Below are 16,024 nucleotides of genomic sequence, written 5' to 3'. Positions count from 1 at the left end.
ACCGCGATGCAGTTTTAGTCTGCTAAAATAGCCTTTCATTTCTGATTGACCAATTTTATGACGCTCGCCAAGCTAATTGATGAACTCAACCCTCAACAAAAACAAGCAGCCACTACGGTTGCGCATAACTGTTTAGTTTTAGCAGGGGCGGGTTGTGGAAAAACCAAAACGATTGTAGCTAGAGCAGCATATTTAATTGATCAAGGTTTACCTGCACAGCAGATCCAAATTCTAACGTTTACCCGGCGAGCTGCCAGTGAGATAGTTACGCGAGTTGAACAACATATGGGGGCACAATCCAAAGGTTTACGTGCCTCAACATTTCATACCTTTTGTATGTATCTTTTGCGCCGTAATCCACGCGCTTTTGGTTTGACCCAATTCAGTATCATTGATCGAGATGATCAATTGCTGATGTTTCGCTTATTGCGTGGTAAGGATAAAGGTAATGTGTTGCCGAAAGCTGCTGAATTATGTGATTTATATTCTTATGCACGGAACACGAAAACCAAATTATCTGATGCTTTATTCAAGCAATTACCGCAAGCTGTAGAGTATAAGTCGCAAATCGCCGAATTGATGAAAGCCTATGAGCAGCGCAAGCAAGAGCGTAATTTCCTCGATTATGACGACATTCTTTCGATTGTGGCGGTGCATTTACAAAACTCACCTGAGTTGGTGAAGTGGGTGACGGGTTTCTGTTCAGCATTGTTAGTCGATGAAATGCAGGATACTAATCCACTGCAATGGGCTTTATTGCAGCCTTTGGTGGGTAAGGTGAAATTATTCTGTGTTGGGGATGATGCTCAATCTATTTATGGTTTTCGTGGTGCAGATTTTGAAAATATTCATCACTTTAAAGAGCGTGTACCAGATGCTGAAGTGTTGACTTTAGAAATGAATTATCGCTCGACCCAAGGTATTTTAGATTTATCCAATTGGTTACTTGAGCAAAGCCAAATTGGTTATGACAAGCATTTACAAGCCTATCGAGGAAAGGGTTTAAAACCACAATTGCATATCCTGAGTAATGAGTTTGAAGAAGCCAATTGGATTGTTCAAGATCTAAATCAACGGCATTCGCAGGGTGCTGCTTGGGCAGAACATATGATTTTATTACGTTCAGGTTTTAGCGGGCGGTATTTGGAAGGGGCTTTGATTGCGGCGAATATTCCTTATCGATTTATTGGTGGCGTAAAGTTGCTTGAATCCGCTCATGTCAAAGATGTTTTAAGTTTGCTTCGCGTCAGTGTCAATCCACAGGATGATTTAGCTTGGATGCGCTTTTTGACGCTTTGGGATGGTGTAGGTGATGTTGGAGCAAGTAAATTAGCGCAAGAGCTCATTCAGTTGCCTGATATCGAAGCACGTTGTCAACGATTAGAACGACATGGCAAAGTGCCACAACAAGCGATTTTGATCTTAATGCAATTAGATGTATTACAGCAGCATGTGGAAGCTTGTATCGGCTTAGCTTTGGATGCTTTAAATGAGCAATTAGAAAATAACTACAAAACCAAAGATTGGTCACGCAGAGTCAAAGATTTTGATTTGGTGAAACAATTAGCACGTAAGCATCATTCACTTGGTGAATTTTTAGAAGAATATGTACTTGACCCAATTTCGATATCAGAAATTGACAAGACACCCGATCAAGACTTAGTGACTTTGATTACGATTCACTCTGCAAAAGGTGCTGAACAAAAAGTCTGTTATGTTCCACATGTATCTCCCAATCAATATCCACATGCACGGGCGCAGGGGGATTTTGATGATGTCGAAGAGGAGAGGCGTGTTTTGTATGTCGCATTGACGCGTGCAGAAAATGAGTTGATCTTAACCAAACAGAATTTAAATCTATGGTCACAAGATCAGTATGATGAATTGGGTAGAAAAATAGAAAGCTACTTTCTAAATGATTTACCTCAACATTTAGTGGACATTCAAATTCATCGTGACATTCCTCGTGCATATGGGCAAACGAATCGTGCTCGCTCAAGCACAATCAATTTAGGTTTTGGCATAGATTTCGATTAAACTAGAGTGATTCATTTCTTTTGATTCACTTCATGGTGAATCATCTCTAGGTTTTAACATGAAAATTTTAGTTCGCAATTTAGATCGTTTGGTGACAGACGCAGAAATCCTCGACTTATTCAAAGCTTATGGCAAAGTCGATTCTTGTGTTGTAGTCAAAGATGCTGAGACTGGTAAATCCAAAGGTTTTGGTTTTGTTGAAATGCCAAATCCACGCGAAGCGATTAAAGCCGTGAAAGGGCTAAATACATTAAAACTCAAAGGTCTTGGGATTCGTGTAAAAATAGCTGAAGATAAAGCTTAATCCATAATCTTAAAGCAATATCAAGTTTTATCGATTGTTGCTCTAAATGCTGAGCGAATTGTACAAGGCATAAAGACCTTAGAGGTTTGCTCGTGGCAACCTGAGAAATTACCGCTTAAAGATTTAGTGATTGTTGAGAATACGCACTTTTTGAATAATCATGGCGATGAAGAGATGTGCAAAGTAGTGGCTTTGATCGATATCGAGTCAGTACATCCTTGGTTGGCTCAAGAAATTGATGCAGCTTGTGCTACTGATTGGGCGGATGGATATTTCGCTTGGGTTATTTCAAATGTACGTCCTTTAAAGCAACCAATTGAAGCAATTGCGAAACGAAAACTTTATCGTCTTTAATTGAATCTATAAGTGCTATTTTTTTCATCTCCAATACGCTTTACAATCAGTTTTCGTTTTAAATGAAAATAGGGATTTATTATGTCTCGTGTTGCTCGCTATCATGCCGATCGTACCAATCAAAAACTCTATTTTGCTCGTCTCGCATGTCAACAAGCGGAGCAAACTGACAATATCCAACAAGCACAGGCACATCGCGAAGCAGCAGTTTTTCATTTGCATGGTGCAATTTTGGCTTTTCTTCAAGAGTTGGTTCGCTATTATCGTCTCAATGATATGCAACCAACATTTAAATCAATTGAAGAACACATGGCTGATAAAGGTCAAGTTTCTCCAGAGGTTGCAGTATTGCAGCAATTGGCCAAAGATGGGTTCATTGCTGAGTTAAAACGTGCTTATCGCATGTGCCAATACGCGCCTGAACCAACTTCTCCTGAGCCAGAAAGTGAAACATCTTCAAACCTGATTATTAAAGTCACTCAAAGTCCTCAAGCGTGGTTGCCAGATTCAAAGATTCTCCGAGAATGGCATCGTGAATTGAGTCATTTGATCGATGGTTTTCGTAATGAAATGGTTGAATTCTAACTCAAGCAAGATCGTTACTGACTTGAAATCTAATCAAGCCGTACCTATATAAGTAAGACGTGAGATTGTAAAGTGCAAGGGTGCTTTGCCACCATGTTGAATCATGGAGAAAATAGATGTCTATGCAACAGTTAAAAGAATTATTTGGTAGTCAGGAAGCGATTCTTGAATTGGTTCAACTCGAAGGTGGTGAGCTTGCTTTACGTAATGCAGGTTCAGAAAATGAACCTCTCGTAAAAATTCAGTTCAGTGAAGAAGTAAAAGCGATCTTAGGTGATCAAACACCTCTTGTGGCACAACATATGATTCAAGCAGCTCTATTTGGTTTATTAGAGAAACAAATGAATCAGTGGCAAGCCGAAGTCGTTGATGAAAAACCTAAACATTTAAGCTAATAATAAAAAAGCGTACCTTGAGTACGCTTTTTTATATGACCAAACAATCAATGAGTGTTTGGTTGATGTGCAAGCTCGATTTGATTCAAAATATGATGGCTCATATTCTTTGCCATTTCTTCTTTTGCGTAGAATACTTCACCAATATTTTCCTCGCGAATAACAGCGGCTTCTTCCTTACTCTCAGCACAGATTAATACCTGTATTTCAGGATTTAGCTGTTTTGAGATATCGACAATTCGATGAATGTCGAGGATATCCATGGGTGAAATCACCAATAAACGTGCATGTTGAATATGCGCTTGGATCAATACATTTGGTTCAGTGGCTTCACCACTCACGGCTGCAATACCACTGGCACGTAACTTCTCAACAATCTCACGATTTTCTTCAGCAATAACAACTTTGATGTTCTGCTCAATTAGATTTTCACTGATACGACGTCCAACACCCCCATAGCCAATGATCACCACCTGATCACGAAGGTAGGATTGGTCAACTTCGTCAGGTAACATTGCTAATGGGTCGCCACTACGCTCTAGTAGACGGGCTAAATGTGAGCGCTCACGAATCCAACGTTGTGCAGGTTCAATTGCAGAGAACACAAAAGAATTAAGCGTAATTGAAAATAATGCACCTGCAAGAATGAGGTTTTGCGCCTCAGGTGTGAGTAATCCTAGAGCTAAACCTAGCGTCGCTAAAATGAAAGAGAATTCTCCGATTTGCGCCAAACTTGCACCGACAGTCAATGCGGTATTGATTGGATAACGGAAGAATAAAACCAATGCCATGGCAGCTAATGTTTTACCGACCATGATGATTGCGACGACAGCTAAGATATGGAGTGGTTCTTCGACCAATATTCTTGGATCAAAGAGCATTCCAACGGAAACAAAAAATAGAATCGAAAAGATTTCACGTAGAGGAAGGGTTTCTTCTTCAGCACGATGGCTAAAGTCAGACTCTTTAACCACCATTCCCGCAAAGAACGCACCGAGTGCCATAGAAACGCCAAATACAGCATAAGAGCCATATGCAATTGAGACTGCTGCAGCAACTACCGTAAGCGTAAATAACTCACGAGAACCCAAACGAGCGACAAACTGCATGATCATCGGAACTAGTCGTTTGCCGATGATCAACATAAATGCAATAAAGCCTGTGACTTTAAGTAAAGTTATACCAATCGTGACCCAAATACTTTGAGATGGATCTGTGTTGGGTAATGCATGCCCGCCCAGTAAAACTGCAGTTGCAGGTAACAACACTAAAGCCAAGACCATGACAAGGTCTTCAACCAATAGCCAACCGACAGCAATTTTTCCATTAACAGAATCAAGTAAACCACGATCCCCTAGGGCTTTTAATAATACAACCGTACTGGCACAGGAAAGACTTAAACCAAAAATGAGTGCTGAGCCAAAACCCCAGCCCCAGAGCATTGAAACTCCCATACCTAAGAGGGTAGCGACAGCGATTTGAAGAATAGCCCCAGGTAAAGCAATACGACGGACTTGTAATAGATCGTTAAGGGAGAAGTGCATTCCTACACCAAACATCAAAAACATCACACCTAGCTCTGCAAGCTGGTTAGCTAGATGAATGTCACCGACGATACCTGGTGTATTTGGGCTAATGATAATGCCCGCAATTAAATAGCCGATCAAAGGAGGTAGGCGTAAACGTGCTGCGATATAGCCAAAAATAAGAGCCATACCAAAGCCAACAGCAAGTAATATAATTAAATCAACATCATGTGGCATCGAAGCTCCTTAATCGTTGCGGTTAAGGTCAAAATAAAATAAGCATAAAAAATGCCAAAGCAAGTAGTTTAAAATTTTAGCAATTAAAATCGAATTTGTTGATGATAATTTTTTTATTTATCAAAAAAAATTATGTAAATTGCTGTAACACTTTCTAAAGCCTAGCGCATTTATACTGTGAGAGAAAGAAATCTTAAAAGATAGGAAATTTAAAGTAAAAAAAACGACTTCATGAGAAGTCGTTTTTTTTAAAGAACTAAAATTATTTAATTTTAGCTTCTTTGAAAATTACGTGTTGACGGATTTTTGGATCAAATTTTTTGATTTCCATTTTTTCCGGCATAGTACGTTTGTTTTTAGTAGTGGTATAGAAATAACCTGTACCAGCTGTAGAAACGAGGCGAATCTTATCACGCATTGTTCAGACTCCTTAGATCTTTTGACCTTGAGCACGGAGATCAGCAACAACTTTCTCGATACCCAATTTATCAATAATACGCATACCTTTAGTGGTTAAACGAAGACGTACAAAACGCTTTTCGCTTTCTAACCAAAAACGGTGGTGGTGCAGGTTCGGCTCGAACCGGCGTTTGGTTTTGTTGTTTGCGTGCGATACGTTGTTACCAACGATAGGACGCTTGCCGGTAACTTGGCAAACCTTAGACATGGTGAACTCCATTGCTAGTTTATACAGCACCGTTTCGTGCAACTAGCCATTCAAGTAAACGGATGAAATCATTCAAGGGGCGTTTTATACCAAAAATACGATTAAAAGACAAGCGAATTTGGTAAAAACAGAGCATGATCTAGTGTGATAGATCATGCCTTGATCAGCTTAGCGGAATAGTGTTTTTAAAAGCACTTTATGCATCGCTTTATTATACGGTGGAAGGATGAACTTCAAGCTATATAGTTTAGGGCTTACAGGATTCGACATGACTGAACGTTCATGAGAGAAGCTAAAGAAACCTTCTTTACCATGATATTTGCCCATACCTGATGCACCAACACCACCAAATGGAAGATCATCTTGTGCAACGTGGGTCAGTGTTTGGTTAATACCAAAATGCCCAGAGTGCGTGCGACTTGCTACGTATTCAGCACGAGCACTATCAATATCAAAATAATAGAATGCTAATGGACGTGGATGGTTATTGATGAACTGAATCGCATCTTCAATATGTTCATATTCTAGAACAGGTAAGATTGGACCGAAGATTTCATTCTTCATGATTTGCATTTCAGTTGTTACACCAGTAACCAATGTTGGAGCAATCTTGCGAACGTCAGTTAAAGATTCATTTTTCGTGTTCAACTCAACAATGGTTGCGCCTTGGTCACGTGCATCTTCTAAGTAGCTTTGCAGACGATTGTATTGCTTGTCATTGATAATAGAGGTGTAATCTTTATTATCACGAAGGGTTGGGTACATTGTGTTCACAAAGTCGTTATAGTGCTTTGTAAACTCTGCTGTTTTGCCTTTAGGTAAGAACATATAGTCTGGAGCAACACAAGTTTGACCCGCATTCCAAAGTTTACCAACAGCGATACGTTGAGCTACATCACGAATGTTCATTGCTGAATGAACAAGAGCTGGTGATTTACCGCCAAGTTCTAATATAACAGGAACTAGATTTTCAGCTGCCGCCGCCATCACTGTTTTACCAACAGATGTAGAACCTGTGAAAATCATTTTATCAAATGGTAGATGGCTGAAAGCATCAGAAATAACACCGCCACCATTTACAACAGCAACCAACTCTTGTGGAAATGCCTCTGCTAAAGCATTTTCAAGAACATAACCAAAGTTTGATGATGCACTTGAGATTTTGATCATGGCATGGTTACCCGCTGCCAATGCACAAATCAAAGGACCAACTGAAAGCAATAACGGGTAGTTCCATGGCGCAATAACACCGATCACGCCCAATGGTTGATATTCTACCCAACCTTTTGCTGGTTGGTGTAACATGCTGATATGACGCTTAGATGGTTTCATCCATTCTGTTAAATTCTTGCTGTAATATTTGATGTGTTCCAAACATGTAAGAACTTCACCAATTTTGGTTTCCATTACCGCACGATTGCCATAATCTTGATTAATTGCGTTAGCAAATTGATCTTGATATTTTACCAAGATATTTTTAAGTCGAGCCAAACGTTCAATACGTTCTTTGGCACTTGGTACAGGATGGCGTTGGTAAGCTGCTTTTTGCTGATCAAGCAAATCATGTAGCCGTTTTACATCAACATGAGGTGTCATAGCGGTTGTTTTTGTTTGACTGTTCATAGGAGTGGACCAAAATAAAGCTTATTATTTTTTAATTTTTAGAGTAAATACTCTAAAGTGTCAAGTCACTTTATGAGTTTGCTTTATAACCTATTGATAATGTTATAGATGGTTAAAAACGATGTCGCACGCTAAACCGAACAAAACTAAAGATAGAATTTTGCAAATCAGTTTGCAGTTGTTTAATGAGCGTGGAGAGCGTTCGGTTACAACCAATCATATTGCGGCTGAGCTGGGGATTAGCCCTGGCAACTTGTATTATCACTTTCGTAATAAACAAGAAATTATCAAAGAGTTGGCTCAGCAATATCAGGCTGAGACATTGGAAATGTTAGCCTTACCCGTTGATCGTCCACTCAATGCAAACGATAAAATTAGTTATTTTCAGGTGTTGAGCAACCAACTTTGGGCTTATCGCTTTATTCATCGTGATGTTTATCATCTTGTAGAAAATAACGAAGACTTTAGAAAAATCTACCCGCGATTTGCAGGGCAAGTGATGCAACAAGGTCAAAAGATTTATCGTGCCTTTGTGGATGCTGGTCTGATGAAGATGACCGATTCTGAAATTGAGGCATTGATTATTAACTTGTGGATCGTTCTTACCAACTGGACTAACTTCTTGTACATGTCTGGGCATATCAGTGATAACACACACTTAGAAGAAAAGTGGGTTTGGCAAGCATTGAGACAGATGGTGTTTTTAGAAGGACCATATTTAATGGGTGAAAGTCGTCAAACTTATGAACAGTTGCTCCGGTCACTTGGTCCATCCGATTTGTTTGCAAGTTTATCCAACCTTAAAAATGACGATGAGTCGTGATCAGGTATTTAGTCAGACGCAAAAAAGAGCTAGAATGCTCGGCTTGATTTTAATTTGATTTGAATAAGTGATATTAACCACATGAACACGACCACTGCCAATACAGCACGTTTACTGATTACTTGTGAAGACAAGCCGGGAATCGTGCAAGCTGTATCGAGCTTTTTGTATCATCAGGGAGCAAACATTACCGCACTTGATCAATACGCGACAGAAGCTCAGGGCGGACGTTATTTTATGCGTGTTGAATTTGAACTTGATCATTTGCAATCTCGTAAAGAAGCCTTGATGCAAACCTTCGCTGCTAACGTTGCTGAGCGTTATGAAATGCAGTGGAAACTGACTTTTGTAAATGAATTGAAGAAAGTTGGTATTTTGGTTTCAAAAGTTGATCATGCTTTATTAGAGCTTTTATGGCGTCATGCACGTGGATCATTGCCATGTGAAATTACTCAAGTCATTTCAAACCATCCTGATTTGCGTGATGCTGTTGAAAACTTTGGTATCCCATTTCACGTTGTGCCAGTGAATAAAGACAATAAAGTTGAAGCTTATGCACAGATCAATGACATGATGCAGGGCAACGATTTATTGATCTTAGCCCGTTATATGCAGATCTTAAGCGAAGATTTTGTTGCTCAATGGGAAATGAAGATTATCAATATTCACCATTCATTCTTACCTGCTTTCGTGGGCGCAAACCCATATAAACAAGCATATGAGAAAGGAGTGAAACTGATTGGAGCAACTGCGCATTATGTAACAGCTGATCTTGATCAGGGACCAATCATTGAGCAGGACGTTGAACGTGTAAGCCATGATTATAACGTCGAACAATTACGTGAGCTTGGTGAAGACGTTGAACGCAATGTGTTGGCACGTGCGGTCAAATGGCATTTAGAAGATCGTATTATTGTTGATGGCAACAAAACCGTTGTTTTTCAATAAATAAATTAAAAAAATAAAGCATGCATAAACGCGTGCTTTTTTTTATGTATTTATTGTAATGTTATAACATTGGTTTTGTTGGTTTGTTGTGAGCTAATCGGCAGATTCACAAAAAAATAGTTGCAAATGAAAACACTTCTCATTTATTATTACGGCACTTTTATTGTTCTATCCGATGATTGAAATCGCTTTTTCGAAAGTATCATCATCTATTAGGTACTTAGATTCTTATGAGTCAATCTCCTGCTACATTCAACGCACCTTATTCGATGAAAAAGAAAGTCATCGCTGCTCTTGTTGCAGTTGTGATTGGACACGCTGGCGTTTTGTGGGCGGTGAGTCACATGAAAACGATTGAACTGCGACCAATCGAAAAAGAGCCTTTAAAAGTAAAGTTTGTTAAAATTAAAGAAGTCACACAGCCTGAATTGCCTAAACCGAAAGAACAACCAAAACCTGAACCTAAAAAAGAGGTGAAAGAAGTCAAGGTTGTTGATAAACCTTTACCTCCACCGCCTAAAAAAGTTGAAAAAGTTCAGCAAGTCAAAACTGAAACACCAAAACAAGTGATTCAGAAAACAGAACCGAAAGTCGAACCTAAGATTGAAACGAAAGTTGTCAGTACTGTCGTAACAGAAAAAGTGGTTGAAAAGCCTCAACCTGTTCAAGAAGTTGTGAAACCACAACCTGCGGCTGACCCATCACCAAAACGTGTTTCAATTGGAGGTGCTGGTATTCAATGGAGCCGTTCGCCAAAAGTTTCATTTACCCCGAGAGATTTAGAAAATCAGACTCGTTTGATTACGGTGTATATTGAAGCTGATGAGAAAGGTCGAGTGACTACGGCACGTATTACCCGTAGTAGTGGCTTACCGAATTTAGATGAAAAAGCATTACGTGCAGTGCGAAATGCTAAATTTAAACCGTATATGGAAAATGGCGTTGCTTACCCGATTAAAACAGAGCAACCGTTTGAGTTTAATCCTTAATCAATTTGAGTCCTTGTGACAGATTAAATCAGGAGTTCGTATATGAACTTTTCAGTTTATTGGCAACATGCAGATGCAGTAAGTAAAACTCTGTATTTCATCCTTTTAGCAATGTCGATTGCAACGTGGACGATTTTTATTCTACGTTTGATGGGAACTCGCCAATTAAAACAACAGGCTTATGCTCAACTTGCTCAAGCTTTGACGTCGCTCAAATCTAAACTACAACCATTGACGTTTGAACAACGTAAAGCGGTTGCTGAGCAAGCATTGTTACGTCAAATTTCTGCTGAAAAGTCTCAAGCGGAAAAAGGCGTATCTGTATTGGGTACCATTGCTTCGATCGCACCATTCGTTGGTTTGTTTGGTACAGTCTGGGGAATCTTCCACGCGCTTGTTGCTGTCGGTAAGAGCGGTCAAGCAGGTTTAGCTCAAGTAGCAACACCAGTGGGTGAGGCATTGATTATGACGGGTCTTGGTCTTGCAGTTGCAATTCCTGCGGTACTTGCTTATAACATCTGTGTACGTTTCAATCGTGGTTTAGCACATGACTTACAAGATCAGGCACATAGTTTATTGATCGATACGATGTTGCAACAAGAAAGCACGACGAAAACCGAAGCTAAAGCGACTCAACAAAGTTTAGTTGGAGGTCAAGCTTAAAATGGGTTTCCAATTGGGTGAAGACCACGACAGTGGTATGAATGAGATGAATCTCATTCCTCTGATCGACATTATGTTGGTATTGATGATTATTTTCTTAGTCACAGCAACGGTTGCTAACCCATCAATTCCATTAAGCTTACCAAAAACCACGGCTGAAATTATTGATCCACCGCCGAAAGCCATCACCATTAGCATTAATCAAAATGGCGAAGTTGCTTGGGATGCTCAGATAATTAGTTTAGAAGAGCTAGAAAAGCGTTTCCAAGAAGCGGGGCAGGCTGAACAAAAACCTACGGTTCAACTGCGTGCAGATAAAGAGTCGAAATATGATACGGTTGCTCAGGTGATGTCGCGTGCTAGTGAAGCAGGTTTGAGTGATATTGCCTTTGTCAGTGAAAATTAAAATGATTTAGGATTTAAAAAAGCAACTCATCGAGTTGCTTTTTTTATGTCTATTCTGTTTTAAGAAGCTCAGTAAACTTAGAGCGTAGTTTAGAGAGCTTTGGGGGAATGCTAAAATTGCAGTAACCTTGTGAAGGATTGCGCGCATAAAAATTTTGATGATAATCTTCAGCTGGGTAGAACGTTGGCACGGGACTTAGCTCTGTAACAATATTTAAACCCTCACTAATTAGGTTTTCAATCATTTGCTGCGCTTGTACTTTTTGATCATCATTAAAATAATAGATGACCGAGCGATATTGCGTACCAATATCATTCCCTTGACGATTTAATGTTGTTGGATCATGTGTGGCAAAGAATACATTTAATAAATCACTATAACTGATTTGCTGTTCATCAAAGTCAATTTGCACGACTTCAGCATGTTGAGTATCACCTTGGCATACTTGTTCATAACTTGGGTTTGCAATATGACCACCGGCGTAGCCACTCACGACTTTTTCAACACCTTTAAGTTGTAGAAAAACAGCTTCTACACACCAAAAACAACCACCGCCAAATAAAGCTTGTTGCATGTAACTCCCCAATTTTTATTTTAAGAATGCTACTAAAGTAAACGAACCCATAAAAAAGTAAAGCCCTAAGAGTCAGTTAAGTCTGTACTTTTTATGGGGTGAATTAGATTTAATGGTGTATGTGCGCTGATGAGTTAAATTGAATCAGTACCTTTCCAGATTGATCGAGTAGTTGCAAAGTATTCGCCTTCAAACTGTAACGTTGTGTTTGCGATAAAGCATCTAAATATTGGCGTGAAACAGCTGCATTATCGCCTATACAAGCCATTTTAGTTGACATGACAGGTCCCAGTTTTAATTGATTATTTTCAGTTTTAAATGAACCGCGAATTCGGTTGCAACCATCTGATCCACTAAAGCTTTGAGTTGAGCTTTCAAATTGAATATGTGGGCTACGAGGGTTATTACTTGAAGCAAGTTGTGTACCTTGAATTTGTGTTGCAATCCAAGTGCTATGATCAAGCGTTTGAGCTGAGTTTAATGATGTTGTCGTAGCGCATGCGCTCACGATGGCTGTAGTTGCTAAACCTAGGCTGATGAGAAATGGTCTTAACATAATTTTATTTCCTTATTCATGTGAATATTTTATTTTAATTGCGAGTTAAAAAAATGAAGAATGGCTGTGGATTTCGTATCGGTATGTTATCTAATCTGCTGTTGGAATACCTAAACGGATTATTTTTGAGAAATTATCACTACTTTGATCCATTTGTTGATCAAATTGCTCAGCACGAGGATTAATATGTGCTAAACGATACCAATCTTTTAAGCTGTAATTTTGGTTGAGCACTTCGAGATCATATAAATAATTAGGTAAGTATCCAGAGGCAAGCAATCGATAATCTTTAGGTAGTTGTTGGGGATTAATTGCTTGAGCCATATCAAATACCAGCGTAGTACAGTTACTGGTTAAAGTATTGTACCATTTTGCTTCTGCTCGTAATTCATCTGCCTTGTGTAAATACTCTATAAATAATGCCTTACGTTGATCTGCGGGCATTTTGATTGGAAACAAATACACTTGCTCATGACGAACGTTACTGCGTGTATACACAATATCTTTTTCATCTGATGCAACTAGGCTAAGTTCATATTTTCGAAAAAAACCTCCCACAGCAGAGAATTCTTCGCCTTTTTCTTTTCGGATTTCAATTGAGAAAACCAGAGGTTTTTGATCTGAAAAATCAAAACTTACTAGGGTGTGTGCAATCTGTGGACCCATCCAGTAGGAAGTAATGACATTAACACCTGTGATTTTATTTAAATCTATTTTGCGATCTTCCCAGTGTATTTCATAGCTTCCATCTGTATGCCAGCTAAAGTTCCGAATATTATGCAAATGGACAAGATCACCTTGTTTTTCATAGTAAAGCTGCTGTGCAACTTCAGGATCCCATTCGCGGTCTTGCTTGGCTTGAATGGAAAAATACCAGATCAATGAACAAGCAAATGCAAGGCAGTAAATAATGATATCTGTACGACGACTGAAAAGATGACCACTAACGTATACACCAATTAGACTTAAAGCAAAAATGGTCCAGACCACAATCACAATACGACTGAAGACTGAACCAAGAGGCTGTTGGATCCAAAGTGCAAGACATAACCACACGCTAGACAGGACCACAAATAAGGTGAAAAGACTATGGAGCAGACCTATTCCTAAAGCGAGAAAAAACTCACGTGATCCAATATTCTGCATAGTCCTGTGCGATCCATTATTTATTTTTGATAGGTCGCAAACTCAAACTTAACCAGCGATTTTTCATCTTGATGATGTTCTGAGTTTACTTTTTGGAAATCCTCAGAGATTTTCGGGTAATGTGCATCACCTTGTACATCTAAATCAACATGAGTCAATTCCAGACGATCAGCGATGTTGAGGGTTTGAGTGAAAATCTCTCCACCACCAATAATAAATAAAGACGCTTTTTCAGAATGTTGTACGTCTGTAAGTGCTTCATTTAAGGCATCTTCAATGCTATGAGCGACCTTTACACCTTCAAATTGCCATGATGGATCACGAGTAATCACCCAATTCACACGATTAGGTAGCGCGCGACCCATAGACTCTAAAGTTTTACGACCCATGATGACAACGCCACCTTGAGTAATCGCTTTGAAATGTTTTAGATCAGCAGAGATATGCCAAGGCAATGCATTGCCTTTGCCGATACAGTTGTTCTTATCCATTGCGACAACGTGAACAACTTCGATACCTTGCCATGCCATTTTCTTGATCTCACTTATCGTTAAACTGCTACAGGTGCTTTAATTGCTGGATGTGATTCGTATCCTACGATTTCAATGTCTTCAAACTTAAAGTCGAAAATATCTTTGACATCAGGATTGAGCTTTAACTGACATAACGGTAACGGTTCACGAGTAAGTTGTAATTTCGCTTGCTCAAAGTGGTTTGCATATAAGTGTGTATCACCACCAGTCCAAACAAAGTCCCCAACATCTAAACCACAGACTTGTGCAATCATATGGGTGAGTAGGGCATAGCTAGCAATATTAAATGGCACACCTAAAAATACATCTGCACTACGTTGATAAAGTTGGCAGGAGAGTTTGTTATCATGTACAAAAAATTGGAACAGTGTATGACAAGGTGGTAAAGCAACCTTACCTGCCTCATTTGGATTCCAGCCCGAAACGATTAAGCGACGTGAATTCGGATTGGTTTTGATTTCATTGACGAGCCATTTAATTTGGTCAAAACCATTTTGTTGGTAACTACCATCTTCATTTTGAGTAGCACCAAAGTTACGCCACTGATGCCCATATACAGGACCAAGCTCACCTTCAGGTCGACCGAAGCGAGCAGTTTGCTCAGCAGTTGCCCATTCATCCCAAATAGTGACTTTATTGTCTTTGAGATATTGAACGTTAGTATCACCTTTGAGGAACCAAAGAAGCTCAATTACTATTGAACGAAAGTGAACTTTCTTAGTGGTTAGTAATGGAAAACCTTTAGAAAGATCAAAACGCATTTGATGACCAAATACTGAACGTGTACCTGTACCTGTACGGTCACCCTTGTCACCGCCATTGTCTAGGATATGTTGTAAAAGGTCTAAATATGTACGCATAACGCTCTCTAAAATCGTTTGTGAACTTACATGTTAAACAGCTTAATCTGCTCAACATCTTTGATAGGGAATGATACTTGATTATTACTACTTATAATATTTCTATTCTTTAAAAATACAAAGAGCGCTCTATAAGCGCTCTTTGTTTCTAGTCATCTTTATTCAGTAACAAAGGTTACTTTGCCATCAGCAAGGGATTTAACACGTGCTAAGGATTCCACTCGATAACCTTTTTCAAGTAATACATCTCGACCTGGTTGGAATGATTTTTCAATCACAATACCCACGCCTACAACTTCAGCATTTGCTTGATGAATAAGATCGATTAAACCTAATGCAGCTTGACCATTCGCCAAGAAGTCATCAATAACCAATGCTTTATCGGTTGAATTAAGATGCTTGTTTGAAATAGCAATTGTGCTTTCAGTCTGCTTAGTGAATGAGAACACTTTAGAACGATAAAGATCATCTTTTAAAGTCAATGACTGGTATTTACGAGCAAAAATCACAGGAACACCAAGCTCTAAACCTGCCATAATCGCAGGTGCAATCCCAGATGCTTCAATGGTAATAATCTTAGTAATGCCTGCATCTTTAAAACGCGCAGCAAACTCTTTACCAATCTGTTGCATTAACACAGGATCGATTTGGTGATTTAAGAAAGCGTCAACTTTCAATACTTGATCAGATAGAACGATACCTTCATTTAAGATTTTCTGTTCTAAAGCGTACACGGGAGAATCCTCTAAACGGATGCTTTTTCAAGCAAAGGCATATTTTAAAAAGCATCCAAAAAAT

20 protein-coding genes are annotated in these 16,024 nt (G+C 39.2%); 10 read left to right on the top strand and 10 right to left on the bottom strand.

What is annotated here, in order from left to right; all coding sequences use genetic code 11:
- Positions 1–57: 57 nt before the first annotated feature.
- The 5 genes from IRT38_RS16310 to IRT38_RS16290 all read left to right on the top strand — a co-directional run bounded on the left by IRT38_RS16310 (position 58) and on the right by IRT38_RS16290 (position 3,675).
- Positions 58–2,037 carry an ATP-dependent helicase gene (locus IRT38_RS16310; RefSeq protein WP_194598267.1) on the top strand — a complete coding sequence of 660 codons (1,980 nt, stop codon included), beginning with the start codon at positions 58–60 and terminating at the stop codon, positions 2,035–2,037.
- A gap of 58 nt (positions 2,038–2,095) precedes the next feature.
- Entirely contained in the window at positions 2,096–2,341 is a 246-nt protein-coding gene (locus IRT38_RS16305) for an RNA recognition motif domain-containing protein (RefSeq protein WP_004916519.1), read from the top strand.
- Positions 2,342–2,347: 6 nt separating this feature from the next.
- Positions 2,348–2,695 (top strand): ASCH domain-containing protein, encoded by a 348-nt coding sequence (locus tag IRT38_RS16300; protein WP_026057354.1) that lies wholly within the window; start codon positions 2,348–2,350, stop codon positions 2,693–2,695.
- Positions 2,696–2,776: 81 nt separating this feature from the next.
- On the top strand, positions 2,777–3,280 hold the full coding sequence (locus tag IRT38_RS16295; protein WP_004916508.1) for a DUF6586 family protein: 504 nt from the start codon (positions 2,777–2,779) through the stop codon (positions 3,278–3,280).
- A 116-nt stretch (positions 3,281–3,396) separates the two neighbouring features.
- On the top strand, positions 3,397–3,675 hold the full coding sequence (locus IRT38_RS16290) for a hypothetical protein (RefSeq protein ID WP_004916505.1): 279 nt from the start codon (positions 3,397–3,399) through the stop codon (positions 3,673–3,675).
- Between the two features lie 47 nt (positions 3,676–3,722).
- Here IRT38_RS16290 and IRT38_RS16285 read toward each other — a convergent pair whose 3' ends face one another.
- From IRT38_RS16285 to IRT38_RS16270, 4 genes are all read right to left on the bottom strand, one after another.
- Complete coding sequence (locus IRT38_RS16285; RefSeq protein ID WP_194598266.1) at positions 3,723–5,438, bottom strand: cation:proton antiporter; 1,716 nt, start codon at positions 5,436–5,438, stop codon at positions 3,723–3,725.
- A 262-nt stretch (positions 5,439–5,700) separates the two neighbouring features.
- Entirely contained in the window at positions 5,701–5,856 is a 156-nt protein-coding gene (gene rpmG, locus IRT38_RS16280; protein WP_003654787.1) for a 50S ribosomal protein L33, read from the bottom strand.
- Positions 5,857–5,868: 12 nt separating this feature from the next.
- On the bottom strand, positions 5,869–6,105 hold the full coding sequence (gene rpmB, locus IRT38_RS16275; RefSeq protein WP_004649871.1) for a 50S ribosomal protein L28: 237 nt from the start codon (positions 6,103–6,105) through the stop codon (positions 5,869–5,871).
- 168 nt (positions 6,106–6,273) lie between these two features.
- Positions 6,274–7,728, bottom strand: a complete 1,455-nt coding sequence (locus tag IRT38_RS16270) for a coniferyl aldehyde dehydrogenase (RefSeq protein WP_125298795.1) — start codon at positions 7,726–7,728, stop codon at positions 6,274–6,276.
- A 121-nt stretch (positions 7,729–7,849) separates the two neighbouring features.
- Between IRT38_RS16270 and IRT38_RS16265 the strand changes: the two genes are divergently transcribed.
- The 5 genes from IRT38_RS16265 to IRT38_RS16245 all read left to right on the top strand — a co-directional run bounded on the left by IRT38_RS16265 (position 7,850) and on the right by IRT38_RS16245 (position 11,557).
- Positions 7,850–8,551 (top strand): TetR/AcrR family transcriptional regulator, encoded by a 702-nt coding sequence (locus IRT38_RS16265; protein WP_004916498.1) that lies wholly within the window; start codon positions 7,850–7,852, stop codon positions 8,549–8,551.
- A gap of 81 nt (positions 8,552–8,632) precedes the next feature.
- Positions 8,633–9,499: a formyltetrahydrofolate deformylase gene (gene purU, locus IRT38_RS16260; RefSeq protein WP_004916496.1), complete on the top strand. Its 867-nt coding sequence runs from the start codon at positions 8,633–8,635 to the stop codon at positions 9,497–9,499.
- A gap of 230 nt (positions 9,500–9,729) precedes the next feature.
- Entirely contained in the window at positions 9,730–10,488 is a 759-nt protein-coding gene (locus IRT38_RS16255; protein ID WP_004916494.1) for an energy transducer TonB, read from the top strand.
- 42 nt (positions 10,489–10,530) lie between these two features.
- A complete protein-coding gene (locus IRT38_RS16250) occupies positions 10,531–11,151 on the top strand; it encodes a MotA/TolQ/ExbB proton channel family protein (RefSeq protein WP_004958871.1) in 621 nt (206 codons plus the stop codon).
- Between the two features lies 1 nt (position 11,152).
- Positions 11,153–11,557, top strand: coding sequence for an ExbD/TolR family protein (locus IRT38_RS16245; RefSeq protein WP_004916491.1), 405 nt, complete (start codon positions 11,153–11,155; stop codon positions 11,555–11,557).
- 49 nt (positions 11,558–11,606) lie between these two features.
- Here IRT38_RS16245 and msrA read toward each other — a convergent pair whose 3' ends face one another.
- The 6 genes from msrA to IRT38_RS16215 form a co-directional block, all read right to left on the bottom strand.
- On the bottom strand, positions 11,607–12,131 hold the full coding sequence (gene msrA, locus IRT38_RS16240) for a peptide-methionine (S)-S-oxide reductase MsrA (RefSeq protein ID WP_194598265.1): 525 nt from the start codon (positions 12,129–12,131) through the stop codon (positions 11,607–11,609).
- A gap of 109 nt (positions 12,132–12,240) precedes the next feature.
- The gene (locus tag IRT38_RS16235; RefSeq protein WP_194598264.1) at positions 12,241–12,687 is read right to left on the bottom strand and encodes an META domain-containing protein; all 447 of its coding nucleotides are present in this window, start codon (positions 12,685–12,687) and stop codon (positions 12,241–12,243) included.
- Between the two features lie 90 nt (positions 12,688–12,777).
- A complete protein-coding gene (locus IRT38_RS16230) occupies positions 12,778–13,833 on the bottom strand; it encodes a DUF4105 domain-containing protein (RefSeq protein ID WP_194598263.1) in 1,056 nt (351 codons plus the stop codon).
- Between the two features lie 20 nt (positions 13,834–13,853).
- A complete protein-coding gene (locus tag IRT38_RS16225; protein WP_004957782.1) occupies positions 13,854–14,363 on the bottom strand; it encodes a dihydrofolate reductase in 510 nt (169 codons plus the stop codon).
- A gap of 20 nt (positions 14,364–14,383) precedes the next feature.
- Positions 14,384–15,226: a thymidylate synthase gene (gene thyA, locus IRT38_RS16220; RefSeq protein ID WP_004957784.1), complete on the bottom strand. Its 843-nt coding sequence runs from the start codon at positions 15,224–15,226 to the stop codon at positions 14,384–14,386.
- Between the two features lie 158 nt (positions 15,227–15,384).
- Complete coding sequence (locus IRT38_RS16215; protein ID WP_004916475.1) at positions 15,385–15,960, bottom strand: xanthine phosphoribosyltransferase; 576 nt, start codon at positions 15,958–15,960, stop codon at positions 15,385–15,387.
- Positions 15,961–16,024 lie beyond the last annotated feature (64 nt).

The sequence above is a fragment of the Acinetobacter sp. SK-43 genome, from assembly GCF_015351505.1.
Lineage (GTDB): Bacteria > Pseudomonadota > Gammaproteobacteria > Pseudomonadales > Moraxellaceae > Acinetobacter > Acinetobacter junii.
The sequence above is the reverse complement of the archived record's forward strand: the minus strand, read 5'-3'. Positions and strand labels throughout refer to the sequence as shown.